The 24,849-nt window shown below is 65.8% G+C and carries 21 protein-coding genes; 11 read left to right on the forward strand and 10 right to left on the reverse strand.

Annotated features, from left to right (window positions below; all coding sequences use genetic code 11):
* Positions 1-47: 47 nt before the first annotated feature.
* On the forward strand, positions 48-1,187 hold the full coding sequence (locus DCM80_RS14150) for an acyl-CoA dehydrogenase family protein (protein ID WP_257197505.1): 1,140 nt from the start codon (positions 48-50) through the stop codon (positions 1,185-1,187).
* Positions 1,188-1,465: 278 nt separating this feature from the next.
* Here DCM80_RS14150 and DCM80_RS14155 read toward each other — a convergent pair whose 3' ends face one another.
* The 10 genes from DCM80_RS14155 to DCM80_RS14200 all read right to left on the reverse strand — a co-directional run bounded on the left by DCM80_RS14155 (position 1,466) and on the right by DCM80_RS14200 (position 12,955).
* The gene (locus tag DCM80_RS14155; RefSeq protein ID WP_257197944.1) at positions 1,466-2,503 is read right to left on the reverse strand and encodes an amino acid ABC transporter substrate-binding protein; all 1,038 of its coding nucleotides are present in this window, start codon (positions 2,501-2,503) and stop codon (positions 1,466-1,468) included.
* 128 nt (positions 2,504-2,631) lie between these two features.
* Positions 2,632-3,225 (reverse strand): L,D-transpeptidase, encoded by a 594-nt coding sequence (locus DCM80_RS14160; protein ID WP_257197506.1) that lies wholly within the window; start codon positions 3,223-3,225, stop codon positions 2,632-2,634.
* A 414-nt stretch (positions 3,226-3,639) separates the two neighbouring features.
* Complete coding sequence (locus tag DCM80_RS14165; protein ID WP_257197507.1) at positions 3,640-4,611, reverse strand: hypothetical protein; 972 nt, start codon at positions 4,609-4,611, stop codon at positions 3,640-3,642.
* A 102-nt stretch (positions 4,612-4,713) separates the two neighbouring features.
* On the reverse strand, positions 4,714-5,277 hold the full coding sequence (locus DCM80_RS14170) for a thioredoxin family protein (protein ID WP_257197508.1): 564 nt from the start codon (positions 5,275-5,277) through the stop codon (positions 4,714-4,716).
* Between the two features lie 31 nt (positions 5,278-5,308).
* Positions 5,309-6,007 carry a cytochrome c biogenesis CcdA family protein gene (locus DCM80_RS14175; RefSeq protein ID WP_257197509.1) on the reverse strand — a complete coding sequence of 233 codons (699 nt, stop codon included), beginning with the start codon at positions 6,005-6,007 and terminating at the stop codon, positions 5,309-5,311.
* Positions 6,008-6,362: 355 nt separating this feature from the next.
* The gene (locus DCM80_RS14180) at positions 6,363-6,974 is read right to left on the reverse strand and encodes a sigma-70 family RNA polymerase sigma factor (protein ID WP_126257197.1); all 612 of its coding nucleotides are present in this window, start codon (positions 6,972-6,974) and stop codon (positions 6,363-6,365) included.
* 437 nt (positions 6,975-7,411) lie between these two features.
* Positions 7,412-8,149 (reverse strand): response regulator, encoded by a 738-nt coding sequence (locus DCM80_RS14185; protein ID WP_028133891.1) that lies wholly within the window; start codon positions 8,147-8,149, stop codon positions 7,412-7,414.
* Between the two features lie 10 nt (positions 8,150-8,159).
* The gene (locus DCM80_RS14190; protein WP_257197511.1) at positions 8,160-9,905 is read right to left on the reverse strand and encodes a DUF3369 domain-containing protein; all 1,746 of its coding nucleotides are present in this window, start codon (positions 9,903-9,905) and stop codon (positions 8,160-8,162) included.
* On the reverse strand, positions 9,875-11,896 hold the full coding sequence (locus DCM80_RS14195) for an ATP-binding protein (protein WP_257180715.1): 2,022 nt from the start codon (positions 11,894-11,896) through the stop codon (positions 9,875-9,877). The genes DCM80_RS14190 and DCM80_RS14195 overlap by 31 nt, the downstream gene beginning before the upstream one ends.
* Positions 11,897-11,959: 63 nt before the next feature.
* Positions 11,960-12,955 carry a TRAP transporter substrate-binding protein gene (locus DCM80_RS14200; RefSeq protein ID WP_257197512.1) on the reverse strand — a complete coding sequence of 332 codons (996 nt, stop codon included), beginning with the start codon at positions 12,953-12,955 and terminating at the stop codon, positions 11,960-11,962.
* Between the two features lie 203 nt (positions 12,956-13,158).
* Between DCM80_RS14200 and ugpB the strand changes: the two genes are divergently transcribed.
* From ugpB to DCM80_RS14250, 10 genes are all read left to right on the forward strand, one after another.
* Positions 13,159-14,481 carry a sn-glycerol-3-phosphate ABC transporter substrate-binding protein UgpB gene (gene ugpB / locus DCM80_RS14205; RefSeq protein ID WP_257197513.1) on the forward strand — a complete coding sequence of 441 codons (1,323 nt, stop codon included), beginning with the start codon at positions 13,159-13,161 and terminating at the stop codon, positions 14,479-14,481.
* A 222-nt stretch (positions 14,482-14,703) separates the two neighbouring features.
* Positions 14,704-15,663 carry a phosphotransferase gene (locus DCM80_RS14210; protein WP_257197514.1) on the forward strand — a complete coding sequence of 320 codons (960 nt, stop codon included), beginning with the start codon at positions 14,704-14,706 and terminating at the stop codon, positions 15,661-15,663.
* 413 nt (positions 15,664-16,076) lie between these two features.
* Positions 16,077-17,699, forward strand: a complete 1,623-nt coding sequence (locus DCM80_RS14215; RefSeq protein ID WP_257197516.1) for an ABC transporter substrate-binding protein — start codon at positions 16,077-16,079, stop codon at positions 17,697-17,699.
* A gap of 215 nt (positions 17,700-17,914) precedes the next feature.
* A complete protein-coding gene (locus tag DCM80_RS14220; protein ID WP_257197517.1) occupies positions 17,915-18,928 on the forward strand; it encodes an ABC transporter permease in 1,014 nt (337 codons plus the stop codon).
* A 215-nt stretch (positions 18,929-19,143) separates the two neighbouring features.
* Positions 19,144-20,043 (forward strand): ABC transporter permease, encoded by a 900-nt coding sequence (locus tag DCM80_RS14225; protein ID WP_257197518.1) that lies wholly within the window; start codon positions 19,144-19,146, stop codon positions 20,041-20,043.
* Positions 20,044-20,137: 94 nt separating this feature from the next.
* Positions 20,138-21,967 (forward strand): ABC transporter ATP-binding protein, encoded by a 1,830-nt coding sequence (locus tag DCM80_RS14230; RefSeq protein ID WP_257197519.1) that lies wholly within the window; start codon positions 20,138-20,140, stop codon positions 21,965-21,967.
* Positions 21,968-21,986: 19 nt separating this feature from the next.
* Entirely contained in the window at positions 21,987-22,166 is a 180-nt protein-coding gene (locus DCM80_RS14235; RefSeq protein ID WP_257197521.1) for a DUF4089 domain-containing protein, read from the forward strand.
* Positions 22,167-22,173: 7 nt separating this feature from the next.
* A complete protein-coding gene (locus tag DCM80_RS14240; protein WP_257197522.1) occupies positions 22,174-23,568 on the forward strand; it encodes an AtzE family amidohydrolase in 1,395 nt (464 codons plus the stop codon).
* A gap of 1 nt (position 23,569) precedes the next feature.
* Positions 23,570-23,965, forward strand: a complete 396-nt coding sequence (hpxZ, locus tag DCM80_RS14245; protein ID WP_257179351.1) for an oxalurate catabolism protein HpxZ — start codon at positions 23,570-23,572, stop codon at positions 23,963-23,965.
* Positions 23,962-24,684 (forward strand): GntR family transcriptional regulator, encoded by a 723-nt coding sequence (locus DCM80_RS14250; RefSeq protein ID WP_257197523.1) that lies wholly within the window; start codon positions 23,962-23,964, stop codon positions 24,682-24,684. Before hpxZ ends, DCM80_RS14250 begins: the two co-directional genes overlap by 4 nt.
* The last annotated feature ends 165 nt before the right edge of the window (positions 24,685-24,849 follow it).

A 24,849-nucleotide genomic window follows, 5' to 3' on the forward strand; every position in this document is an offset into this window, starting at 1 on the left:
CGCGCCCCGGAATGACAAGAAGAAACTGACTTGAACGGAAGACATCCATGGCCCTCGTCCTCACCGAAGAACAATCGATGCTCCGCGACTCCGCGCGCGGGCTGATCAGCGACAAGGCGCCGGTGTCGCACCTGCGGCATCTGCGCGACAGCAAGGACCCGACCGGCTTCTCCAAGGAGCTTTGGCATTCCTTCGCCGAGATGGGTTTCGCCGGCCTGCTGGTGCCGGAGGAATTCGGCGGCAGCGGGCTTGGCTTCATGGAAGCTGGAATCGTGATGGAGGAGATCGGCCGAACCCTGATGCCGTCGCCCTTCCTCGCCACCTCAGTGGTCGCGGCCTCGGCCCTGAACCGCGGCGGCAATGCCGCGCAGAAATCGGACTACCTGCCGAAGATCGCGAACGGCTCGCTGCTTGCGACGCTGGCGATCGACGAGGGCGCCAAGCATCGTCCGCTGCAGACCAGCCTGCAGGCCGTGCGCGCCGGCAACGGCTTCAAGCTTTCCGGTGCCAAGGCGCTGGTGGTCGACGGTCACGTCGCCGACCTCTTCATCGTCGCCGCGCGCACCGCGGGCTCGGCCGGCGAGCGTGATGGCCTGACGCTGTTCCTGGTCAACCCCAAGGCCAAGGGCGTTGCGATCGAGCGCACCATCATGGTCGACGCCCACAATGCTGCGCGGATCGAACTTGCCAATGTCGAAATCAATGCCGACGGCGTGCTCGGCGAGGTCGACCAGGGCGCCGCGCTGCTCGACGGTGTGCTCGACATCGGCCGCGGCGCGGTCGCCGCCGAGATGGTCGGCCTCAGTGACGAAGTGTTCAACCGCACCGTCGAGTATCTCAAGAACAGGAAGCAGTTCGGCAAGCTGATCGGCGAATTCCAGGCGCTGCAGCACCGCGCCGCTGAGCTCTATGTCGACATCGAGATCACCCGCGCCGCCACCATGAAGGCGCTGCAGGCGCTGGACGCCGACGTCGCCAAGGCCGCATCGAGCGTCGCCGTGGCGAAAGCGCGCGCCGGCACCACCGCCACGCGCGCGGTGCAGGAAGGCGTGCAGATGCATGGCGGCATGGGCATGACCGACCAGTTCGACATCGGTTTCTTCATGAAGCGCGCAAGGGTGTGCGAGGAATTGTTCGGCGACGCCAATTACCATACCGAGCAGCTGGCGCTGGCGCGGGGGTATTGAGGCGCTGGGTGTGAGGCGCGAGCCGCGTGCCTCACCCTCGGTGTCATCGCCCGCGAAGGCGGGCGATCCAGTACGCCGCGGCCCCTCGGCACACGATTGACGTCTCGGAATACTGGATCGCCCGGTCAAGCCGGGCGATGACAGTTGAGCGGGGAGATGATGCCTGCCCCAAATTCGTCATTGCGAGGAGCTCTTGCGACGAAGCAATCCGGAATCTTTCTGCGGGGGCAGTCTGGATTGCTTCGCTTCGCTCGCAATGACGGTCGATAGATCTCCGCTTACCTCATCGGCGGCGCGTATTGCACTCCGCCCGCATTCCACAGCTGGTTCATGCCGCGCGGAATCTTCAGCTTCGATTTCTCGCCGATGTTGCGGTCGTACATCTCGCCGTAATTGCCGACGTGGCGGATGATGCGGGCGGCCCAGTCCTTGGTGAGGCCGAGCTGCTCACCGTAACGGCCTTCGGTCCCGACGAGGCGCATCACTTCCGGCTTCTTCGACTTCAAGGCCTCGTCGATGTTCTCCGAGGTCACGCCCAGTTCCTCGGCGTTGATCATGGCATACAATGTCCACTTCACGATCATCATCCAATCGTCGTCGCGCTGGCGCACGACGGGGGCGAGCGGCTCCTTGGAGATCATGTCCGGCAGGATCATGTGGTCGCCGGGTTTCGAGAGGTTCAGCCGCAGCGCATAAAGCTGGGAGACGTCGGCGGAGAAGGTGTCGCATTTGCCGGTGTCGTAGGCTTTCACGACGTCGTCGAGCTTGTCGAACTTCACCTCTTCATACTTCATGTTGTTGACGCGGAAGTAATCGGCGACGTTGAGCGTCGTCGTGGTTCCTTTCTGCACGCAGATCTTGCTGTCGGCCAGCTCCAGCGAAGTCTCCTTGTTGCGCGTGCGCGGCACCATGAAGCCGACGCCGTCGTAATAGGCCACCGCCGGAAAATACAGGTCGTAGTCGAGCTCGCGCGCCATGCTCCAGGTCGTGTTGCGCGAGAGGATGTCCACCTTGCGGCTCTGCAGCTCCTTGAAGCGCTCGTTGGCGTCGAGCGGAACGAACTTCGCCTTGCCCGGATCGTTGAAGATCGCGGCGGCGACCGCGCGGCAGAAATCGACGTCGAAGCCGGTCCAGTTGCCCTTGTCGTCGGGGATCGAGAAGCCCGGCAGGCCCTTGTTGACGCCGCACAGCACCTCGCCGCGGCGCACGGTGCGCTTCAGCGTGCGGGTGTCGTAGAATTCATAGATGATGGCCAGGACGGCGACCAGCACGGCGACCGCGAGCCCGATCAGCAGGCCGCCACGAAAAGTGCGCATCATGTTGTTCTCTCGAAAAATCGGAAAGGAATCAGGCGAGGGCGGCAGAGCGTGATCCTGATCCGGACAGGCCGCGCCTGCAAGGCGCGACGCGGTCGTCCGAAGAGATCATGCTCGAATCGTGTCTCTCAGAGCTCGGGCTTCTGCCGGATGACCACTTTGGTGCCGACAGGGACGCGGTCGTAGAGATCGGCGACGTCGTTGTTGACGAGGCGGAAGCAGCCCGAGGACACCTTGGTGCCGATCGTGTCGGGGCGGTTGGTGCCGTGGATGCGGTAGACGGTGGTGCCGAGATACATGGCGCGGGCCCCCAAGGGATTGCCGGGGCCGCCGGCCATGAAGCGCGGCAGATAGGGCTGGCGCTGGATCATCTCCGGGGGCGGCGTCCAGTCCGGCCACTCCTTCTTGTTGGTGATGGTCACCAGCCCCTGCCACTGAAAGCCGTCGCGGCCGACGCCGATGCCGTAGCGGATCGCGCGCCCGCCGGGCTGCACCAGGTAGAGGTGCCGTTCGGCGGTCGAGACGATGATCGTGCCCGGCGGCTCGGTGGTGCGGAAATAGACCACCTGCTTCTGCCATTCCGGCTCGAGCTTGTAGCCGTCATCGGCGATCAGGCCCGGCTCATCGCCGCGGTCCGGCTGCTGGGCGTAGCTCTGCGGTGCGGACAGGATCAGTCCCATCGCAGCCACGAAAATCCCGGTCAGGCGACGAAAATCCGCCATTTCAATCTCTCCCCGCTGCCACAGCGCAAATCATTCAAAGCCATCAAACCTGAGGGGCAAGTTCATGGCAAGTTGATGGCGTGCCGCCCCGATATGTCACGAGAATACCTACGGTTTCTCGACCGTGCCCGGCAATGCCACAATCAGGGGATGGCGCGAAAAGCATAGATCGTCGCCGCAGCGGTAGTGCGCTCCTCCCCGGCAAGGTCAGGGCTATCGCATATGGCGCTTTGCGAGACCTGGGCGCGCCTCGTCCTTCGAGACGACCGCTTTCGCGGTCTTCTCAGGATGAGGCTCAGCAGCATTGGTGCTCGTTGAAACTGGTGCCGCGCACCTGGTCCTCATCCTGAGGGCCCGCCAACGGCGGGCGTCTCGAAGGATGGCCATAGGCGAGATCGCTCCCAGGCCGTAGCGTCAGATCTTGTTGCTCTCCGGCGCGATTCCCAGCCGCCGCACGATCTCGGTCGCCACCGCGCGGGCCTCGATCCGCGAGCCGATTCGGGGGCTGCGAAACCTCCGCCCCGAGCGCAAGCGGATGGTGACGATGCAATGTTCGTCCTCGGAGCGGCCGCGGCGCTCGACGGTGATCGTCTTCACGTCGGGTCCCTCGATATGATCGGCGCGCGGGGTGCCGTCGCCCCACAGCCGCTCGACGCGTATATCGCCCTGCCGGATGATCCAAAACGCACCGGTCAGGAGGTTGGCATATCTGTAGACCGCGAACGCGGCGAGCGCGCCGAGCGGCAGTAGCAGGATGTCGACATGGCTGGGCGGCCATCCGCGCCACAGCTTGTAGGCGTAGGGCAGGGCGAACAAGGCGACGGCGATCAGCGACACGATCCTGATGTCCCGCGCGGAAAACGCCTCGAGCGGCTCGCCGAGATGCATCTCGGGATTGCTGGCGTCGAGCGGATTGACAGGCTCCTCGACATTGGGGACCTCGAACTGCGCCGCGATCCGCGCCACGGTGTCGCGAACATGGGTGACGTCCGAGATCGGTGGAGATGTCAGGCGCTCGCCCGAAGCCAGCGTGAACACGAGTTGGAAGCGCGCCTTGATCCGCTTGCTGCCGGGAACCTGCAACGCCGTGATGTCGTCCTTTTCGACGACCCGCGTGCGGAGCTTGCCGAACGGACTTTGCCGCCCGATCAGGATCTCGTTCGCCGTGATGATCCACACCACCGCCGGCGCCATCATGATGCCGACGACGAATCCCGCGCCGACGAGCAGCGCAACCACGGAGATGATGATCTCCAGCGTGTCGTGCGTGAACAGGCCGGGCGTGAAGCACAGCGCAACCGCCGCCGCAAAGGCGGACATCACCAGCCGCTGCGCGATCGAAGAGCCTTCACGAAGGCGAATATCTGTGCTGGTGTTCGCGTCCATTGCGGGCGGCTGATTCCGTCGTCGCGAAACTCCACGGACGGGTCCGCGGAGTCAAGCAACAAGGCCGGCAACTGAAACCCGCCGCGCGAGGCCCGTGCGGCGTCAGCTGCCGGCGTTGAGCAGCTTTGCCACTGTCCGGTCGATCTGGTCGTAAGCCCCTTCGCCGGCGTGCTGGAACACGATCTTGCCGCTCTGGTCGATGATGTACTGTGCCGGCCAATATTGGTTGCGGTAGGCGTTCCAGGTCCTGGAATCATTGTCCTGCGCCACCGGATAGGTGATGCCGTGGCGCTTCAGCGCGGCTAGTACGTTGGAAGCCGAGCGCTCGAACGGGAATTCCGGCGTGTGCACGCCGACCACGACGAGCCCCTTGTCCCGGTATTTGGCGTAGAGCTCGGTGACGTGCGGCAGCGTGTTGACGCAGTTGACGCAGCCATAGGTCCAGAAGTCGACCAGCACGACCTTGCCGCGGAGCTCGGCGAGGCTGAGCGGCTTGGAGTTGAACCAAGTGTTGATGCCGGTGAAGTCCGGCGCGGCCTGCTGGCTTGCTGCGGCGACGGTGATCGGCGTTGCGCGCGCAGCCTCGCCGCAGAGGCCGGGGATGACGGCGCCTGTTACGGCCATGCCGATCATGGCGGCGGTCACAGCGAGCAGTTTGAAAGTCATGGAAGCGTCCTCCAGGTGAAATCTTGGATGGTCACAGGCCGAACTGGCCGGTCGGGTAGAAGCCGGTGAGCCACGCCACGATCAGCGTGTCGTACTGGAAATAGGCGGCGACCGCGAAGCCGATCACGACGATGCCAAAGCCCTGCTGAAGGCGCGGGCTGATCCGCGCGAGGCTGCGCACGCGCGTGGTCGCAGTCTGTCCGCCATATGCGATCGCCAGCATCGGGATCGCCGCGCCAATGGCGTAGACGATCAGCAGCGTGCCGGCCCAGCCGAGATTCGTCGACGTCGCAACCAATGTCAGGATCGAGCCGAGCACCGGCCCTGCGCAGGGGGTCCAGACCAGACCGAGCGTGGTGCCGAGGATCAGCCCGCCAAGCGCGCCCTCGCGCTGCGCGCCGCCTGCGCTGCCGAGATCGAGCCAGCCATTGAGCCGGCTCGACAGCCATTCGAACGGCGCCGGCCACAGCATCAGCAGACCGAAGCCGAGCAGCAGGATCGAGGCGGCCTCGCGCAGCACGCTCGGATCGAAATCGAACAGCCGGGTCAGCGCGCCCAGCAGAAGCGCGACGACCGAGAAAGCGACGACGAAGCCGAGCGCGATCATCGCGGGACGCCAATGCCCCGCGCGCCCGATCGAGGCGCCGAACAGGATCGGCAGCATCGGCAGCGTGCACGGCGCGGCGATGGTGAGAATGCCGGCAAGGAAGGCAAAGACTAGCTCGAGCATGGCGCACTCGCGGTGGAGGTCACGAGGGCAGTTCGGCATGGAGAAGACGGTCGTTACGGAGCGTCACAGCTTCGTGACGAGGCAGATTCCTTCAGTCGTCATGCCCGGGCTTGTCCCGGCATCCACGTTCTTGGCGCCGCGACGCTCCCCAAACACAAAACGACCCGGAGGGGGGCATCCCGTCCGGGTCGTTGGAGGTCCTTGGGAGGTTTAAGCAAAACCGTATGTGAGCTTTATAGGGGGGAAGTTTTTCCGCCTGATGTTGTGCTTTGTTTCAATTGTTTCGCGGGCGGTAACACTTCCGTGTCCCGACAGGGCCAAATTTAAGGCCCTATCCCATTGAAATACCTGAGGTTCAGGCGGCGAAGCGCTCGACGCCGCAGCCCTTAAGCAATTCGGCCAATTGCTTGCGGGCGTAGAACATCCGCGTCTTCACCGTGCTCTGGGGAATGCCGATGATCTGCCCGACCTCCTCCACCGACTTCTCGTGGTAGTAGATGAGGTTGATGATCTCGCGATGGGCGGGCGACAGCTTCTGCACGCAGGCGCGCAGGATGGCGCTGGTGTCGCTGCGATCGAGCGAGGTCTCGGGCGTATCGTTGCCGTCGGGAATCTGGCGCACGTCCTCCTGGTCGATGTCCTCGAAGCGGCGCTGGCGCATCGCGGTCAGGGCCTTGAAGCGGGCAATCGAGAGCAGCCAGGTCGAGACCTGCGAGCGGCCCTGGAACTGGCCGGCGGTCCGCCACACGTCGAGGAACACCTGGCTGACGAGGTCTTCCGCCGCGGTGGCGTCGCGCACGATGCGCAGGATGAAGCGGTACACCCGCACATTGTGCCGGCAATAAAGGATGTGCATGGCCGTCCGGTTGCCGTCGGCAATGCTCTCCAGGAGCATGTCGTCCGAGGTCGCCTGAGCGGCGATGATGCTCTGGCTGGCTTGGGCGTTGATGGCGATGACGTTCGGCATGGACTTGGCTCCCCGTAGCGCCGCGACCGAGCGGCGTTTCCTTGGACCAAAGTGTTAATCAGCCAACGTTTCGGGACGTCTGCACGAAAAGCGGAAAATGGTTTCGTGCGCCGCCAAATTGTTTCGTCGGAAGGGGCGCGACGAAACATTCAGGGCAAAAAATCGTGGAATTTCAATGTACGGAAAATACGGGGGCGGGATTCGCGGGCGGACAGCGGCGTCACGGAACGAATCCCGGCGATTTGCGTTCGGCCGCGCCGCATCCATCGCTGTCGTCCCGGGGCGCGAAGCGAACCCGGGACCCATAACCACAGGACGTGGTTTGGCGAAGATTCGGGGTGACCAGCTCGGCGTCATAACCCCTCCCTGGGATTATGGGTCCCGGGCTCGCGCTGCGCGCGCCCCGGGACGACAGCGGAGTATGCCGCCGCCCGCCCCTACGCCTTCTCGCCCTGCGGCGAGAACAGGTAGCCGCCACCGCGGATGGTGCGGATCACGGCCGGCTTGGCCGGATCGGGCTCGATCTTGCGGCGGATGCGCATGATGCGCAGGTCGACGGCGCGGTCAAAGGCTTCGGCGTCGCGCGCATTGGCCAATTCCAGCAGGCGTTCGCGCGACAGCACGCGCTTCGGATTGGCCGCGAACACCTTCAAGAGGCCGAACTCGGACGCCGTCAGCGGATGCTCGTTGCCCTCGTCGTCGCGCAAGGCCTGGGCTTCGAGATCGAGCCATTTGGTGCCGAACCGCACCAGCTGCTCCTTGTCCGATTTCGCCGCCGACGCGTCGGGTGCTGCGGCCTTGGCCGGTACGCTCCGGCGCAGCACCGAGCGGATGCGCGCCATCAGCTCGCGCAGCTCGCAGGGTTTGGCGACGTAATCGTCGGCGCCGAGCTCGAGCCCGACGACGCGGTCGATCGGGCTCGCCGTCGCCGTCAGCATGATGACCGGCACGTTGATGCGGCTCTTGAGGTCGCGGATGATCGAGAGGCCGTCTTCCTCGGGCATGTTGAGGTCGAGCACGACGAGATCGGGCATGCTGCCCTGGATCGCGGTGCGCAGCGACTTGCCGCCGTCGCACAGCGTCACGGTGAAGCCGTGCATCTTGAGATAATCGCCGACCATCTCCCGGGCCGGGGCTTCGTCGTCGACGATCATGATGTGCTGGCTTTGGGTCATGGCGGCTTGATCACGGCATTTCGGTCGCGGGGAGGGTGATGGTGAAGGTCGAGCCCTGGCCGGGCCCGCCGCTGTCGGCGGTCACCTCGCCGCCATGCATGTCGATGATGCGCTTGACGATCGAGAGGCCGAGCCCGGTCGAGCTCTCGCCGGCGGTCGGCTTGGCCGACAGCCGCTGGAAGCGGCCGAACAGGCGGCCGAGATCCTCCGGCGACAGGCCGGCGCCCTCGTCGCTGACGCGCACGATGGTGTCGCCGCCCTCATGGCTGACGGCGACGTCGATCCTGCCGCCGATCGGCGAGTATTTGATGGCGTTGCTGATGAGATTGTCGATCGCCTCGCGGATGCGGTCGGTGTCGCACATGGTGACGATGTTGGCCGGCGCGGTGACGCTGATCGCCTGCTGCTTGTTGACGGCGAGCGGCTGGTTGGCTTCGGCGACCTCCTTGACCAGGGCGGCGACGTCGACCGGCTCGCGCCGGATGGTGATGTCGAAGGCGTCGGCCATCGCGTCCGAAATGAGGTGGTCGACCATCGTGGTCAGGCGCTTGGTGGCGTCGCGGATGTGGTCGACCTGGGCGACCACGCCGCTTTGCGAGGCGCCGGTCGAGATCAGCTCCTTCAGCATCTCGGTGCGGCCGAGGATGACGCCGAGCGGGTTCTTCAGGTCGTGGGCGACGGTGCCCAGAATCTCGTTCTTGAAGCCGTTGGCGCGCTGCAGCCGCAGCCATTGCGCCGAGAGGCGGCGGTTGGCCTGCATCAAGGCGCGGGTGCGCTGGGCGACGCGGTCCTCCAACTGCGTGTTGGCGTCCTGCAGCTGCTGATACAGGATCACGTTGTCGAAGGCGATCGAGAGCCGGCTCGAGAAGATCTCGACCAGCGAGCGGTCGGTCTCGGACAGCTCGCGCTCGGCCTGCAGCAGCACCACCACCTCGCGGCCCGAGCCCGTGCGCAGATAGATCACGCTGCGATGGTCGGCAAATTCGTTCTTGCGGCGCTGGAACGCGGCCTCGACCATCTGGCGCAGCTCGGGGTCGAGCGCCTTCGACGTCGTGGTGCCGATGAAGCGGCTGTAGCAGCCGCTGCCGGCGAGCACCGAGAGCTCGGGGTCGATGCCGCCATTGTCGCGCAGCACCAAAATGCCGGCGCAGTCGACGTTGAGGAGCGAAGCGAGCTGGGTCAGCACGCCCTCGGCGAGCCGCTGCATCGACTTGAAGTCGTACAGCGTCGAGGCGGCGTCGATGATGATCTCGAGCCCGCGCCGGGTCTGCACCATGCGCTCGAGCTGCTGATAGGAGCGCAGCGCCGCGGTCAGCGAGGTGAACAGCTTGTCGGCGGTGAGCTCGGTCTTGGCCTTGTAGTCGTTGATGTCGTACTGCACGATCACGCGCCGCTCCGGCGCCTGGCCGGGCTGGCCGGTGCGCAGGATGATGCGGACGGTCTCGTTCCTGATCTCGTTGCGGATGAACTCGACCAGCTCGAGGCCGGCGACGTCGGTCTCCATGATGACGTCGAGCAGCACGGCGGCGATGTCGCTGTGCTCGGCCATCAGCTTGCGGCCTTCGGCCGCGGAATAGGCCGACAGGATCTCCAGGCTCTGGCCGTTCAGGCTGTAATCCGACAGCGCGAAACGGGTGCCGTCATGCACCGCCGGATCGTCGTCGATGACGGCGATCTTCCATTTCCGGGCATTGGCATCCTCCGATGCGGTACCGGTGTCGTCGATCAGGTGGAGGACATCGTCCTGTTCGGCCATTGAGAAGTCCCGTCAATTTCTGTGCTTTGCGCGCCGCCCTTGGCGATGCGGGGCATGATAATGCGAAAAGTAGTGCCTTGTCCCAGCTTGGATTCCAGCATCATGCGGCCGCCGAGCTGCTGGGTGACGAGGTTATAGACGATATGCAGGCCGAGACCCGTGCCGCCTTCATTGCGCCGGGTGGTAAAGAAAGGGTCAAAGGCCTGGCGCTGCACGTCCGGGGTCATGCCGGCCCCGTCATCGGTGAAGATGAGCTCGACATCGTCGGTGCCGCGCGGCCGCGCCGAGATCGTGATGGTGCCGGCGCGCCCGTCGGCGAAGGCGTGGTTGGCGGCGTTGAGGAACAAATTGGTCAGGATCTGGCCATAGGAGCCCGGGTAGCCGTCGAGCAGCAACCCCTCGGGCACGTCGACCTCCAGCGTGATCGGCGAGCGCTTCAGGACCGGGCGCAGGCTGGCGATGATCTGGTCGGTGGCCTCGCCGAGCGAGAATTGCCGCCGCTCGGCATGGGAGCGGTCGACCGCGACCTGCTTGAACGACTGGATCAGCTCGCCGGCGCGCTGGAGATTGGCGACCAGCTGCTGCGAGGCGTCGCGCGAGGACTGCACGAACTCTTCCAGCTGCGAACGGCGCAGGCCGCCCTCGCCCCTGAGCTGGGCCTCGAAGATCTCGGTACGCCGGGCGAAGCTCGAGGCAACCGTGAGGCTGATGCCGATCGGGTTGTTGACCTCGTGCGCGACGCCGGCGACGAGGCCGCCGAGCGCCGCCAGCCGTTCGGCGTCGATCAGGTTCTGCTGCGCGGTGTTGAGCTCGAGCAGCGCGCTTTCGGCCTTTTCCTTGGAGGCGCGCAGCTCGTCCTCGGTCCGGCGCTTGGCGATGGCGTTCTCGCGGAACACCTCCACCGCGCGGGCCATCGCTCCGACCTCGTCGCGCGCCTTGGTGCCCTGCACCTCGCGGTCGAGGTCGCCCAGCGTGATCGCGCGCATCGCGGTCATGATCTGCTGCAGCGGCAGCCGGATCGACAGCGCGATCATTACGCCGGCGGTGAGGATGATGCCGAGGAAGATCACCGCGATCGACAGCACCCGCCGCGAAATATCAGCCAGCGTGCGGTCAAAGGTCGCCTGCGCCTTCTGCTCGCGCTGGCGCATCTTGGTGGAGAGGTCGTCGATGGCGCCGATCGCCTCGGCCTGGCTGGCGTCGATGCTGTTGCGCAGCAGCTCGGTGCGGTTCGCGAGCTGCTCGGACAGTTTGGCAAAGCCCTCGCGCAGCGCGGCGGTGCGGGCCCCGAGCCGCTGCAGCGCCATGCGCTGGAGGTCGTTGTCGGCGAGATCGATCATCACGGGGATGGTCTTCTCGATCGTTTCGGTGTTGCGGCGCGCGTCGTCGGCCGCGCCCGTCGACAGCGACAGGTAATAGGAATTGGCGGCGACCAGCATCGCGGTGAAGGCCTCGCGGGATTTTCCCAGCGAGGGCCAGATCAGCGCGTCGCGGTGCCCGGTGGCGCCTTCGATGATGGAGTAGAGGCCGGCCATGTCGCGGGCCGGGCCCTGCACCTGCTCCTCATAGGTCTTCGCGATGGTGGCCTGCAGGCCGCGCAGCTCGCCGAAGCCGTTGAGGAAGCGGTCGGTGGTGCGCTCGAGCTCCTCGACCGAGCCCGACAGCATCGGGTCCTTGGCGGCGCGGTTGGACAACGTGCCCAGCACCGCCTCGCGCAGCAACAGGATCTCGGCGAACAGGTCGGGGCTCGGCTGGTTGATGTAGCGGTGGATCAGATTGTGCAGCCGTCCGGTCTCGCTTTCGAGCAGCGCCAGGATGCGGTCGGATTCGCGCACCTGGCGGACATCGTCCCAGGCCGAGCCGAGCACCTGCGCGCCGTTCCAGATCATCGCCACCAGCACCACCACCACGGCGGAGTTCAGCGCGGCGATCGACAGGATGCGCCAGCGGATCGGCACCGCCCGCAGCACCCCGACCAGGCGCGCGCGCATCCGCCCGATCGGGCCGGGCGACCGTTCCGCGTGATCGTGATGTCCAAGCGCAGCCAACCCGGCTCACTCCACCTTGCGAATGCGTTCGATCAGCGCGGCCGCGGCGGCATCGCGGCCGGCCTTGGCGTAAATTGGCGCCATCGCGTCCTCGAACGGCTTGCGGTCGATATCCCTGATGATGGTGACGCCGGCTTGCTGCGCCTTGCGCTGCGACTGCTCCTCGAGGTCGCGCCACTTTTCGCGCATGAACCGGCTGGAGCGCTGGGCGGCCTCCCGGAAGATCTTCCGGTCGTCCGGCGACAGGCTCTGCCAGGCCTTCAGCGAGATCACGAGGACCTCGGGGCTCATCGTGTGCTCGGTAAGGGTGTAATGGCCGGCATGCTTGTAATGGTCCGTCGTCACGAAGGATGGCCAGTTGTTTTCCGCACCGTCGATCAGATGGTTGGCGAGGCCGGTCAGCACCTGCCCATAGGGCAGCTCGACCGGCTCGGCGCCGAGCGCGCGGACCATCTGGCTCATCAACTCCGACTGCTGCACCCGGATCCGCAATCCCCTGAGGTCCGCAAGAGTCTTAACCGGGCGGACGCCGTTATAGATCGACCGCGCGCCGGAATCGTAGAAGGCGAGGCCGACGAAGCCATAGGGCTCGAAACTGTCGAGAATCTCGCTGCCGACGGGCCCGTCCAGCACCTTCTGCATGTGCTCGATGGACCGGAACAGGAACGGCATGGCGAGCACGTTCATCGCCGGAACGAAGTTGCCGATCAGCGCCACGTTGGTCCGGTTGAGGTCGATCGCACCGACCCGGGTCTGCTCGATGGTCTCCTTTTCCTCGCCGAGCTGGCGGGAGTGGAACACCTTGATCTCGTGGCGGCCCTGGGTGCGCTCGGCGATCAGGGCGCCCATGTAGCGCAGCGCCTGGACGGTCGGGTAATCCTCGGTCTGGGTGTCGGCGGCGCGAAATTCGCGTGCAACGGCGCCCGTCGTCCAGACGGCAAGCAGCAGCGCGACGAAGATCACCCCGGTCCGCGAGAGTTCGGCACGGCTCAACACTGGCACACTCAACCCCTCAGTGGTGGTGTCTATGGCGGATGGAAAAGGTTCAATGCAATCTAGCAGATGGTCAAGGGAAGGCCATCCCGCGTAGTCCGCAGACCGATTGTGCGGCGCGGCCGCCGTTCATTCCCGGTTGAAACCGGAGATGCCGCGCCTTAAGCAGGACCGCCGCGTTTCTTGACCGCGGGCCGGGAAGAGCCATCCTGATGTCAGCCTTACGCCTCTTGCAGCTCGCTGCCGTCGTTGCGGCGCTTTCATTGGCCGCCCCCGTGCGCGCCGCCACCGACATCGCCTGGTGGCACGCCATGTCCGGCGAGCTTGGCCGGCAGCTCGAAAAGCTCGCCACGGACTTTAACGCCTCGCAGTCCGATTACCGCATCGTGCCCGTCTACAAGGGCAATTACACCGAGACGGTGACGGCCGCGATCTTCGCCTTCCGCTCGCGCAGCCAGCCCGCGATCGTCCAGGTCAACGAGGTCGCCACCGCCACCATGACCGCGGCCAAGGGCGCGATCTACCCAGTGTTCAGCCTGATGCGGGACCAGGGCGAGCCGTTCTCGCTCGCCGATTACCTGCCTGCGGTCTCCGGCTATTACACCGATGCGGCCGGCAATCTGTTGTCGTTCCCGTTCAATTCCTCGACGCCGATCCTCTACTACAACAAGACAATGTTCCGCGACGCCGGCCTCGATCCCGAGGCGCCGCCGAAGACCTGGCCGGCATTGGGGCTGGCTGCAAAGCGCCTGCGCGACAAAGGCGCTGCATGCGGCTTCACCACGTCCTGGCCGTCCTGGATCCATGTCGAGAATTTCTCCGCCTTCCACAATCTGCCGGTGGCGAGCCGGGCCAACGGCTTTGCCGGGCTGGATGCGGAATTGACCATCAACAATCCCACCCTCGTGCGTCACATCGCCCAGCTCGCCGAATGGCAGAAGAGCAAGGTGTTCGACTATGGCGGCCGCGGACAAGCGGCCGAGCCGCGCTTCCAGAGCGGCGAATGCGGCATCTTCATCGGCTCTTCGGCGACGCGCGCCGACATCAAGGCGAATTCCAAGTTCGAGATCGGCTACGGCATGATGCCGTATTGGCCCGACGTGAAGGACGCGCCGCGGAACTCGATCATCGGCGGTGCCACGCTGTGGGTGCTGCGCGACCGGCCGCGCGAGGAATACAAGGGCGTGGCGCGCTTCTTCGCCTATCTGGCGCAGCCCGGCGTGCAGGCCGCCTGGCACCAGAACACCGGCTACCTGCCGATCACCCGCGCCGCGTTCGAGCTGACGCGGTCGCAAGGCTTCTACGAGCGCAATCCGGGCTCGGCGATTTCCTTCGAGGAGATCACGCTGCATCCGCCGACGGAGAATTCGAAGGGCATCCGGCTCGGCTCCTTCGTGCTGATCCGCGGCGCGATCGAGGACGAGCTGGAGCAGGCCTTTGCCGGCCACAAGAGCGCGCAAGGGGCGCTGGATTCCGCCGTCGAACGCGGCAACAAGCTGCTCCGCCAGTTCGAGCGCGCCAGCCCGGACCGGTAGGGTGTTGCGAATGTGCCCGACCCTCGCCGCGAGCACGGTGCGCTCCCTCCCCCGCCTGCGGGGGAGGGCTGGGGAGAGGGTGTCTCCGCGACGGGACAATCCCCCAGAGGAGAAAACCCTCACCCGCGCCTTCGGCGCGACCTCTCCCGCAAGCGGGAGAGGTGCACCATTTCCTGGGCTGGCACTGCATCAAACAAAGCCGCCTCGCGCGAGCGATTGCGAATGAGCTTTGCGCCATCGCAACAACTTCCTCGCCTCACCGACGCCGCAAGCTTCCGCGCCTTCCGCTCCGCTCCCGCGCAATGGCTGCCGATCGCGCTCGACATCGCCCGCAGCCACGGCCTCGATACCAGCGCGCCGCACGTGTTCGCGACCGGCACCAACCTCGTCGTTGGTCTCGGCGAGGCGCTGATCCTGAAAATCTTCCCGCCGCTGCTTCGTGCCCAGTTCGTCTCGGAGCGCGGCTCGCTGTTGCAGCTCGCCGGCCGCCTCCCGCTGCCGATTCCCGAGATCGTCGCGGAGGGGATGCGCGACGGCTGGCCCTACCTGATCATCACGCGGCTGTCAGGCACGCTCGGTTCGGAGGTCTGGCCGCAGCTGGCGGAAGACCAGAAGGAGCGCCTGCTGCGCCAGATCGGCGAGACCATCGTGGCCGTCCAGCGCGTCCCGCTCGGGCCGCTCGCACAGATCGAGCCGCGCTGGGACGACTTCATGCGCAGGCAGATGCAGGGCTGCCGTGCCAGGCACACCCGTCTCGGCCTTGCGCCGAAATTTCTCGCCGGCCTCGACGATCTCCTGCGCGATGCAGCAGAGCTGATCCCGATGGATGCGCCGCCGGTGATCCTGATCGGCGAATACATCCCGGAAAATTTCCTGCTCGCCTGCCATGACGATCAATGGTCGCTCAAAGGCCTGTTCGATTTCGGCGACGTGCTGGCGGGGTGGCGCGATTACGACCTGCTCGGCCCCAGCGCGTTCATGGCGGCGGGCCGGCCGGGGCGGGTGAGGAGCCTGCTGGAAGGCTTCGGCTATGCGAAGCCGGACTTCGCGCTCAAGCGTCGCCTGATGGCTTTGATGCTGCTGCACCGCGCCAGCGACCTCAACAGCCACATCTGCATTGAGGCCTGGCAGGAGCAGGCGGATGATCTGGTCGAATTGCAGGAGCTGATCTGGGCGAGCTGAGCGTCGGCCTCAGCCCTCTCTGTCATTTGCGGGGCGCCGTGAAGCGGCGAGCTATGGTGCGCAATTGCGCACCTGAGAATCCATTGTGCCGCGCGTGCCATCGCCCGATGGATTCCGGGCTCGATGCTGCGCATCGCCCCGGAATGACGGCGATGGTGCCGCTGCAGCGGGACGTTCTCTGAAGGGGTCATCCTCTGCCGCCTCGCGAACGAGCGGCGATGTCATATTGCATAATTTATATGCAAGCGACGTTCTTTGTATGCAATTCACCACGCCGCCGCGCATCGCGGCTTTGGGCATTATCAGATAAATGTAGCGATATCAGTATCTTATAGGTTTGTAACGTCTCGTTAAGCCTTGGCACGAACCTTGCGAATCCGGTTCCAACCAAAACCTTTGTGTTGGAGCATTTGATGAAGCGCCGCGATTTCCTCAAGTCCGTTTCCGGATTGGCCGCCGGGGCGGCGCTTCCGGCCATGCCGTCCGTGATCTCCACCGCCTATGCCGATGCCCGCTCGGAGACGCTGCTGATCGTCTCGGAAGGCGGCCCCAACAATCTCGACATCCACGGCGTCGGCACCAACGTGCCCGGCTATGAGGTGTCCTGGAATTGCTACGACCGCCTGATCAGCCACGAGATGAAGAGCGGCCCCGGCGGGGTGCCCTATTACGACCGCGACAAGTTCAAGGGCGAGCTCGCCGAGGACTTCAAGATCGACGACATGTCGGTCACCTTCAAGCTGCGCAAGAACGCCAAATTCCACGACGGCGCGCCCGTCACCGCCAAGGACGTGAAGTGGTCGCTCGACCGCGCCGTCAGCGTCGGCGGCTTCCCCACCTTCCAGATGAGCGCGGGCTCGCTGACCAAGCCGGAGCAGTTCGTCGTCATCGACGACCACACCGTGCGGGTCGACTTCCTGAAGAAGGACAAGCTGACGATCCCCGACCTCGCCGTGATCGTGCCCTGCATCGTCAATTCCGAGCTGGTGAAGAAGCATGCCAGCGAGAAGGACCCGTGGGGCCTCGAATTCACCAAGCAGCAGACTGCGGGCTCTGGCGTCTACAAGGTGACGAAATGGACCGCCGGCACCGAGGTCATCATGGAGCGCAACGACGATTGGGTCTGCGGTCCGCTGCCGAAGATCAAGCGCGTGATCTGGCGTATGGTGCCGCAGGCCGGCAACCGCCGCGCGCTGCTCGAGCGCGGCGATGCCGACATCTCCTACGAGCTGCCGAACAAGGACTTTCAGGAGATGAAGGCCAACGGCAAGCTCAACGTGGTGTCGCTGCCGTTCTCCAACGGCATCCAATATATCGGCATGAACGTCACCAAGCCGCCCTTCGACAATCCGAAGGTGCGCCAGGCCGTGGCCTACGCGCTGCCCTATCAGAAGATCATGGACGCGGTGATGTTCGGCCTCGCCAACCCGATGTTCGGGGCGCCCAAGGACAAGCCGACCGAGGTGGCCTGGCCGCAGCCGCACAAGTTCAACACCGACATGGAGAGGGCGAAGGCGCTGCTGACGGAAGCCGGCTACGCCAACGGCTTCGAGACCACGATCTCGTTCGATCTCAACTTCGCCGGCGTCAACGAGCCGCTCTGCGTGCTGGTGCAGGAATCTCTGGCGCAGATCGGCATCAAGACCACCATCAACAAGGTGCCCGGCGCCAACTGGCGCACCGAATTGAACAAGAAGGAGATGCCGCTCTTCACCAACGTGTTCTCGGGCTGGCTCGATTACCCCGAATATTTCTTCTACTGGTGCTATCACGGCAACAATTCCGTCTTCAACACCATGAGCTACAAGTCGGCGGAGATGGACAAGCTGATCGACGGCGCGCGCACGGCGGCCGCGGCCGGAGACAAGGCGGCCTACGACAAGGACGTGAAGGGCTTCGTCGATCTCGCCTTCACCGACATCCCGCGCATCCCGCTCTATCAGCCCTTCGTCAACGTCGCGATGCAGAAGAACATCAGCGGCTACCAATACTGGTTCCACCGCAGGCTCGATTACCGCGCGATGGCAAAGGGGTGAGGCGTCATGGGTGAGGTGAGCCCAACTCTCTCTCACCCTCTCCCCTTGTGGGAGAGGGTGGCTCGCCGCGTAGCGGCGAGACGGGTGAGGGGTAGCCACAAACTCCGACCTCGCTTGCGGCCACCCCTCACCCCAGCCCTCTCCCACAAGGGGAGAGCGGGCGCAGCGGTACGCATGGCAAGAGTATCACTCTCGCCGCCGACAAGGAGCGCCCCATGCTGACCATGATCGGCAAGCGCCTGATGTTCGCGATTCCCTCGCTGATCGGGGTCGTCATCGTCACCTTCCTGCTGACGCGCGCGCTGCCCGGCGATCCCGCCGCCTATTTTGCCGGCCCCGCCGCGACCAAGGAAGCCGTCGAGCAGATCCGGAAAAAACTCGGCCTCGACAGGCCGCTGATCGAGCAATTCTTCCGCTACACCAACGATCTCGCCCATGGCGATTTCGGCAGCTCACTCACCACGGGGCAGCCGGTCGCGGCCGAGATCCGCAACCGTCTGCCGGCCTCCGCCGAGCTGACGCTGCTCGGCCTGATCGTCTCGGTCGTGATCGCGATTCCGCTCGGCGTGCTGGCAGCAACGCGGCCGGGGTCGTGGATCGACCATCTCTGCCGGGTCACGACGACGGCAGGCGTCTCGCTGCCGGTGTTCTTCACCGGCCTCGTGCTGGTCTATGTGTTCTATTTCCGCCTCGGCTGGTCGCCCGCGCCGCTCGGGCGGCTCGACGTGTTCTACAGCGCGCCGCCGACGGTGACCGGCTTCTACCTGATCGACACGCTGATCGCGCGCGACCTCGAAGCGTTCCGTTCGGCCCTGAGCCAGCTCATCCTGCCGGCGACGACGCTCGCGATCTTCTCGCTGGCGCCGATCGCGCGCATGACGCGTGCCTCGATGCTGGCGGTGCTCGCATCCGAATTCGTCCGCACCGCCCGCGCCAGCGGCCTGTCGCCCGCGACCGTGATCGTCACCTACGCCTTCCGCAACGCGATGCTGCCCGTCATCACCACGCTCAGCATGGTGTTCTCGTTCCTGCTCGGCGCCAACGTGCTGGTGGAAAAAGTGTTCGCCTGGCCCGGCATCGGCTCTTACGCCGTCGAAGCCCTGATCGCATCGGACTTCGCGCCGGTGCAAGGCTTCGTGCTGACCATGGCGGTGATGTACGTGTTGCTCAATCTGATCATCGACATCCTGTACGGCGTGATCGATCCGCGCGTGCGGCTGGAGGGCTGAACCATGACCATCGCGCCCGGTGCGAGTCGTGTGGGCGGTGCGCTCCCTCCCCCGCTTGCGGGGGAGGGCTGGGGAGAGGGTGTCTCCGCGGGCGAGAACCCCCAAGAGAAGAGAGCCCTCACCCGCGCCTTCGGCGCGACCTCTCCCGCAAGCGGGAGAGGTGAAGCCAACTCCAAGCTCGCCACCCAAAGTCATGAAGCTCCAGGAGTGAATCCATGAGCTCCGTTGCGCCTGCTGTCGAACCCGTCGGCCCCGCCCGCACGTCGGGACTGTCGGCGATCCTCGACCAGACCCGCTACGTGCTCGGCGAGAACAAGGTCACGGGCTTTGCTTTCGCGCTGCTGATCCTGATCCTCCTGGCTGCGATCTTCGGCCCCTACGTGGTGCCATACGATCCGCTCGCCTCGGACACCGCCGCGGCGCTGAAGCCGCCGTCGGCGGCGCATTGGTTCGGCACCGACCAGCTCGGGCGCGACATCTTCAGCCGCGTCATCGTGGCGACGCGGCTCGACACCTTCATCGCGGTCGCCTCGGTCGCGCTGGTGTTCCTGATGGGCGGCCTCGCCGGCATCGCGGCCGGTTATTTCGGCGGCTGGACCGACCGCATCGTCGGGCGCATCGCCGACACCATCATGGCCTTTCCGCTGTTCGTGCTCGCCATGGGCATCGTCGCCGCGCTCGGCAACACCGTGCAGAACATCATCCTCGCGACCGCGATCGTCAACTTCCCGCTCTATGCCCGCGTCGCCCGCGCCGAGGCAAATGTCCGCCGCAACGCCGGCTTCGTGCAGGCCGCGCGCCTCTCCGGCAACGGCGAATTCCGCATCCTGCTGGTGCATATCCTGCCCAACATCATGCCGATCATGATCGTGCAGATGTCGCTGACCATGGGCTACGCCATTCTCAACGCCGCCGGCCTGTCCTTCATCGGCCTCGGCGTGCGCCCGCCGACGGCCGAATGGGGCATCATGGTCGCCGAAGGCGCCGGCTTCATGGTGTCAGGGGAGTGGTGGATCGCGCTCTTCCCCGGCCTTGCCCTGATGATCGCCGTGTTCTGCTTCAACCTCCTCGGCGACGGCCTGCGCGACATCGTCGATCCTCAGCGGAGGACGTGATGGCCAATTTTCGTCCAGAATTCCCCAACGATTCCAATGCCGTTCTACTGTGCATGGGGTTGTTTTCGCACTTTTTGAGTCAGGGCAGGCCCGCATGACCGCCCAGCCGCTGCTCGACGTGAAGGACCTCACCGTCGAATTCACCACCCGCCGCGGCATCGTCAAAGCCGTGCAGCACGTCAACATCTCCGTCGCCAAGGGCGAGACGCTCGCCATCGTCGGCGAGTCCGGCTCCGGCAAGTCGGTGACGTCCTATGCGGTGATGCGCATCCTCGACCGCGCCGGGCGGATCGCCGAGGGCTCGGTGATGTTCTCCGGCATCGACGTCAAGGCCGCGAGCGAAGACCAGATGCGCGATCTGCGCGGCCGCGAAGTCTCGATGATCTTCCAGAACCCGCGCGCCGCGCTCAATCCGATCCGGAAAGTGGGCGACCAGATCGAGGACGTGCTGCGCACCCATGTGCAGCAGGCCCAGGTTAGCGATCGCGGCGAGAAGGCGATCGAGGCGCTGGAGCAGGTCAAGATCGCCCGCCCGCGCGAGCGCTATCACGCCTATCCGTTCGAGCTGTCCGGCGGCATGTGCCAGCGCGTCGTCATCGCGCTCGCGCTCGCCTGCAATCCGCAGCTCCTGATCGCGGACGAGCCGACCACCGGCCTCGACGTCACCACCCAGAAGGCGGTGATGGATCTGATCGTCGAGCTGACCAGGCGCCGCGCGATGTCGACCATCCTGATCACGCACGATCTCGGCCTCGCCGCCGCCTATTGCGACCGCGTCGTCGTCATGGAGAAGGGCCGCGTGGTCGAGACCGCCAAGGCCGCCGACATCTTCGCCAACCCGCAGCACCCCTACACCAAGAAGCTGATGCGCGCGACGCCGCGGCTCGGCGTGAGCCTGCGGGATCTGTTGCCGGAGGAGGATACGAGCGCAGCGGCGTCCTTCGCCTCTCCCCGCACGCGGGGAGAGGCCGACACGCTCGGGAGCGCACTTGCGCCCCGGAGCGTGGCGGGTGAGGGGGATTCTCCCAGCACCGTGCTCGCGGAGAGTCCCCCTCACCCCGACCCTCACCCCGCAAGCGGGGAGAGGGAGAAGGCGCCTCTCCTTCTCGTCGACAAGCTCGTCAAGGAATATCCCCGCCAGGGCGCCACCGCCGTGCTCGGAAAACTATTCAGCCGCAAGCCTCCGATCGAGCCCGACGTGTTCCGTGCCGTCGACGGCATCAGCTTTGCGATCGGCCATGGCGAGAGCGTCGGGCTGGTCGGCGAATCCGGCTGCGGCAAATCGACGACGTCGATGATGGTGATGCGGCTCCTGGACCAGACCTCCGGCCTGATCCAGTTCGACGGCGAGGACATCTCCGGCATCGCGCCTGCGGCCTTTGCCCGGCTGCCGCAGCGCAGCCGCATCCAGATGGTGTTCCAGGACCCCACCGACAGCCTCAACCCGCGCTTCACCGCCGCCCGCGCCATCGCCGACCCGATCATGCAGCTCGGTGACGTCAGGGGACGCGACGCGCTACGCGCCCGCTGCGAGGAACTGGCGACCATGGTCGGCCTGCCGCACAATCTGCTCGACCGCTTCCCGCACCAATTGTCCGGCGGCCAGAAGGCCCGCGTCGGCATCGCCCGCGCCATCGCGCTGCATCCAAAGCTCGTCATCCTGGACGAGCCGACCGCGGCGCTCGACGTCTCGGTTCAGGCGGTCGTGCTGAACCTGCTTCAGGACCTGAAGCAGCGGCTAGGTATGAGCTACCTGTTCGTCTCGCATGATTTGAATGTGGTGCGCCTGTTGTGCGATCGTGTCATTGTGATGCGGACGGGGCGGATCGTCGAAGAGGGCTCTTCCGAGCAGGTCTTGAGCGATCCGCAGGACGACTACACCAAGGAGCTGCTGACGGCGATCCCGCATCCGCCGTTGCATTGAGAGATTGTTTGGGAGCGTGATGGCCGAGCCGCTGGACGATTATATCGACGCATTATCGAAAGCGCTGGCGCTGCCGGTCGAGGAAGCCTGGAGGCCCGCTGTGCGCGCCAACCTCGAAGTCTCGCTGCGGCTTGGCCGCATGGTCGACGAATTCGCGCTGCCGGACGAGACCGAGCCGGCGCCGGTCTTCACTGCGTGATGCTGTCATGACCGGCAAGCCAGAGATGACGGCCGCGGAGATCGCGGGCGCGGTTGCGGCCCGCAAAATGTCCGCACTCGATGCCGTCGAAGCCGCGCTCGCGCGGATCAGGCAGCACGACGGCATCCTCAATTCCTTCACCGACGTCACCGCCGATCGCGCCCGAGCCAAGGCACGCGCGATCGATGCCGACATCGCCGCGGGCAAGGAGGTCGGCCCGCTCGCCGGCGTTCCCTTCGCCGTGAAGAACCTGTTCGACGTCGCAGGGCTTCCGACGCGCGCCGGCTCGAAGATCAACCGCGATCTCGCACCCGCCAGCCGCGACGCCACGCTGATCGAGCGTATGGAGGCCGCCGGCGCCGTTCTCGTCGGCGCGCTCAACATGGGCGAATACGCCTACGACTTCACCGGCGAGAACGTCCATGACGGCCCCTCGCGCAATCCGCACGACACGACGCGGATGACCGGTGGCTCCTCCGGCGGCTCGGGCAGCGCCGTCGGCGGCGCGCTGGTGCCGATCGCGCTCGGCTCCGACACCAACGGCTCGATCCGGGTGCCGTCGTCGTTCTGCGGCATCTTCGGCCTGAAGCCGACCTATGGAAGGCTATCGCGGGCGCGCTCGTTCCCGTTCGTCGCGAGCCTCGATCATCTCGGCCCGTTCGCACGCTCCGTCACCGATCTCGCGCTCGCCTATGACGTGATGCAGGGGCCGGACCCGGCGGACAGCGCCTGCACCACGCGCGGCCTCGAGCCGACGCTGCCGCTGATCGCCAATCCGGTGTCGGATCTGCGCATTGCGATTGCCGGCGGCTACTTCCAGAAGAACGTGTTTCCGGAAGCCGTCGAAGCGGTCAGCCGCGTCGCCAAGGCGCTCGGCGCAACTGAGGTCGTGGACGTGCCCGAGGCCGCCCGCGCACGCGCGGCGGCCTATGTCATCACCACGACCGAGGGTGCATCGCTGCATCTCGATCGCCTGCGCAGGCGCCCGAACGATTTCGATCCGGCGGTGCGCGACCGGCTGATCGCAGGCGCCATGGTGCCGGCGCCGCTGGTCGACCGCGCCCAGAAATTCCGCCGCTGGTATCGCGCGCAGCTCGCGGACATCTTCAAGTCGGTCGACGTGCTGCTGGCGCCGGCGACGCCCTGTACGGCCCCGAAGCTCGGCCAGGTGAACTTCAATCTCGACGGCGTCGAGCTGCCGGTGCGCGCCAATATCGGCATCCACACCCAGCCGATCTCGTTCATCGGCCTCCCGGTGGTGGCGGTCCCGGTGCCGCTCGAGCCGTTGCCGATCGGTGTGCAGATCATCGCCGCGCCCTGGCGTGAGGACATTGCGCTCCGCGTCGCCTACGCCCTGGAAAAGATGGGCGTGGTCGCCGCGCCGTCGCCGAGAGGAATCTGAGATGGAGATCGATCTCCCCGAGGTCATCGCGGAAGTCAAAGCCGCGTTCGATCGCTATGAGCAGGCCCTCGTCAGCAACGACGTCGCCGTGCTCGGCGAGCTCTTCCGCAACGATCCCCGCACCTTGCGCTACGGCATCGGCGAGAACCTCTATGGCCATGCGGCGATCAGCGGCTTCCGTGCCGCACGCTCGCCCGTCGGCTTGAATCGCCGCACGGCCAGGACGGTCATTACCAGCTATGGCCGCGACACCGCGGTCGCCTCCACCCTGTTCTATCGCGACACCGCGCCCGGCAAGGTCGGCCGGCAGATGCAGACCTGGATTCGCTTCCCCGAGGGCTGGCGCGTGGTCGCCGCCCATGTCAGCGTCATCGACGAGCCGAAAGAGACCGCATGACGCTCGACGATCTTCCGCAGGGGACAGCGCCGGCCGAGCCGGTGGTGCCTCGCGTCGACCGGGCGCGGCCCAGCGTGCACAAGGTCACGCGCGCCGAGGAGTTGCGGCTGCAGCTGGCCGACGAGATCGTGCGCGGCGCCCTTGCGCCCGGCGCGCCGCTGGACGAGACCGACGTCGCGCGCCGCTTCAACGTCTCGCGGACGCCGGTGCGCGAGGCGCTGCGTCAGCTCGTGGCAAGCGGCCTCGTCGAGGCGCGCGCCCATCGCGGCGCGGTGGTGGCGCAGCCCTCGATCGAGCGGCTGACGAGCATGTTCGAGGCGATGGCCGAGCTCGAGGCGCTGTGCGCCGGCCTTGCGGCCGAGCGCATGTCCGCCGCCGAGCGCCATGGCCTGGAGGCCATCCACGAAGAGCTGCGCGTGCTGAGCTACACCGGCAACCCGGATCGCTTTCACGAGGTGAACGAACGCTTCCACAACGCGATCTATGCCGGTTCGCAGAACGGCTACATCGCCGAGATTACGCTCGCCACCCGCGTCCGCGTGCAACCGTTCCGCCGCGCCCAGTTCCGCAACCTTGGCCGGTTGGCGAAATCGCATGCCGAGCACGACCGTGTCGTCGTCGCCATCATGCGCGGCGACAAGCAGGGCGCGGCCGCCGCGATGCGCGCGCATATCGAGCTGGTGCGCGGCGAGTACGAGATCTACGCGGTGTCGGTGTAGGCCCGCGCGGTGCCGTAGGACCTCCTAGCCTTGGTCAAGAGCTTTCGTGCCTTGGTGGACCAGGGTAGCGCGGTGCTCACCGCAGTCCAGGACGCTTCGCGCCGGCTACGCCGGTGCCGATGGCATCCTGGACAGCGGCTGCGCGCCGCGCTGTTGGGCTCGGCA

The organism is Bradyrhizobium sp. WBOS08, assembly GCF_024585125.1.
In the GTDB taxonomy this organism is placed as follows: Bacteria; Pseudomonadota; Alphaproteobacteria; order Rhizobiales; family Xanthobacteraceae; genus Bradyrhizobium; species Bradyrhizobium japonicum_B.

What these genes read in the sequence shown, in the direction of transcription:
- DCM80_RS14150 (WP_257197505.1), top strand. Translation starts at nt 48, where the DNA reads ATGGCCCTCGTCCTCACCGAAGAACAATCGATGCTCCGCGACTCCGCG.
- DCM80_RS14155 (WP_257197944.1), bottom strand. Translation starts at nt 2,503, where the DNA reads ATGCGCACTTTTCGTGGCGGCCTGCTGATCGGGCTCGCGGTCGCCGTG.
- DCM80_RS14160 (WP_257197506.1), bottom strand. Translation starts at nt 3,225, where the DNA reads ATGGCGGATTTTCGTCGCCTGACCGGGATTTTCGTGGCTGCGATGGGA.
- DCM80_RS14165 (WP_257197507.1), bottom strand. Translation starts at nt 4,611, where the DNA reads ATGGACGCGAACACCAGCACAGATATTCGCCTTCGTGAAGGCTCTTCG.
- DCM80_RS14170 (WP_257197508.1), bottom strand. Translation starts at nt 5,277, where the DNA reads ATGACTTTCAAACTGCTCGCTGTGACCGCCGCCATGATCGGCATGGCC.
- DCM80_RS14175 (WP_257197509.1), bottom strand. Translation starts at nt 6,007, where the DNA reads ATGCTCGAGCTAGTCTTTGCCTTCCTTGCCGGCATTCTCACCATCGCC.
- DCM80_RS14180 (WP_126257197.1), bottom strand. Translation starts at nt 6,974, where the DNA reads ATGCCGAACGTCATCGCCATCAACGCCCAAGCCAGCCAGAGCATCATC.
- DCM80_RS14185 (WP_028133891.1), bottom strand. Translation starts at nt 8,149, where the DNA reads ATGACCCAAAGCCAGCACATCATGATCGTCGACGACGAAGCCCCGGCC.
- DCM80_RS14190 (WP_257197511.1), bottom strand. Translation starts at nt 9,905, where the DNA reads ATGGCCGAACAGGACGATGTCCTCCACCTGATCGACGACACCGGTACC.
- DCM80_RS14195 (WP_257180715.1), bottom strand. Translation starts at nt 11,896, where the DNA reads ATGCGCGCGCGCCTGGTCGGGGTGCTGCGGGCGGTGCCGATCCGCTGG.
- ugpB (WP_257197513.1), top strand. Translation starts at nt 13,159, where the DNA reads ATGTCAGCCTTACGCCTCTTGCAGCTCGCTGCCGTCGTTGCGGCGCTT.
- DCM80_RS14210 (WP_257197514.1), top strand. Translation starts at nt 14,704, where the DNA reads ATGAGCTTTGCGCCATCGCAACAACTTCCTCGCCTCACCGACGCCGCA.
- DCM80_RS14215 (WP_257197516.1), top strand. Translation starts at nt 16,077, where the DNA reads ATGAAGCGCCGCGATTTCCTCAAGTCCGTTTCCGGATTGGCCGCCGGG.
- DCM80_RS14220 (WP_257197517.1), top strand. Translation starts at nt 17,915, where the DNA reads ATGCTGACCATGATCGGCAAGCGCCTGATGTTCGCGATTCCCTCGCTG.
- DCM80_RS14225 (WP_257197518.1), top strand. Translation starts at nt 19,144, where the DNA reads ATGAGCTCCGTTGCGCCTGCTGTCGAACCCGTCGGCCCCGCCCGCACG.
- DCM80_RS14230 (WP_257197519.1), top strand. Translation starts at nt 20,138, where the DNA reads ATGACCGCCCAGCCGCTGCTCGACGTGAAGGACCTCACCGTCGAATTC.
- DCM80_RS14235 (WP_257197521.1), top strand. Translation starts at nt 21,987, where the DNA reads ATGGCCGAGCCGCTGGACGATTATATCGACGCATTATCGAAAGCGCTG.
- DCM80_RS14240 (WP_257197522.1), top strand. Translation starts at nt 22,174, where the DNA reads ATGACCGGCAAGCCAGAGATGACGGCCGCGGAGATCGCGGGCGCGGTT.
- hpxZ (WP_257179351.1), top strand. Translation starts at nt 23,570, where the DNA reads ATGGAGATCGATCTCCCCGAGGTCATCGCGGAAGTCAAAGCCGCGTTC.
- DCM80_RS14250 (WP_257197523.1), top strand. Translation starts at nt 23,962, where the DNA reads ATGACGCTCGACGATCTTCCGCAGGGGACAGCGCCGGCCGAGCCGGTG.